Origin of the sequence: Microbispora sp. CL1-1, assembly GCF_012034195.1 — a bacterium.
GTDB lineage: Bacteria > Actinomycetota > Actinomycetes > Streptosporangiales > Streptosporangiaceae > Microbispora.
Map to the genome: position 1 here is coordinate 1 of NZ_JAATEK010000235.1, position 294 is coordinate 294.

Here is a 294-nt window from a genome sequence, read left to right on the forward strand (position 1 = left end):
GCGCACCGTGTAGTTGCGCAGGCTCAGATCGACGTTGCGATACAGCGGATAGACGTAGAACGCGAGCAGATAGACGACGACGGGCGCGAGGAACGCCCATGCCGCCCACTGCCCCGTCGCCTGCCTACCCGTTGCCCGCTGCTTTCCAGGCGCCCGCTCCCCTGCCGCCTGCTCTCCCGTTGCCCGCTTTCCTGGAGCCCGCTTTCCTGGAGCCCGCTTTCCTGTTGCCTGCTTTTCTGGCCGGGTGCGCGCCACCGGAGTTCGCGTCAATCGGCTCGTGCTCATTACTGGGTC

At 66.3% G+C, this 294-nt stretch carries 1 pseudogene; it reads right to left on the reverse strand.

From position 1 onward, the window contains the following. Nucleotides 1-255: pseudogene (locus HCK04_RS41785) on the reverse strand (hypothetical protein); the annotation flags it as partial. Nucleotides 256-294: the final 39 nt, after the last annotated feature.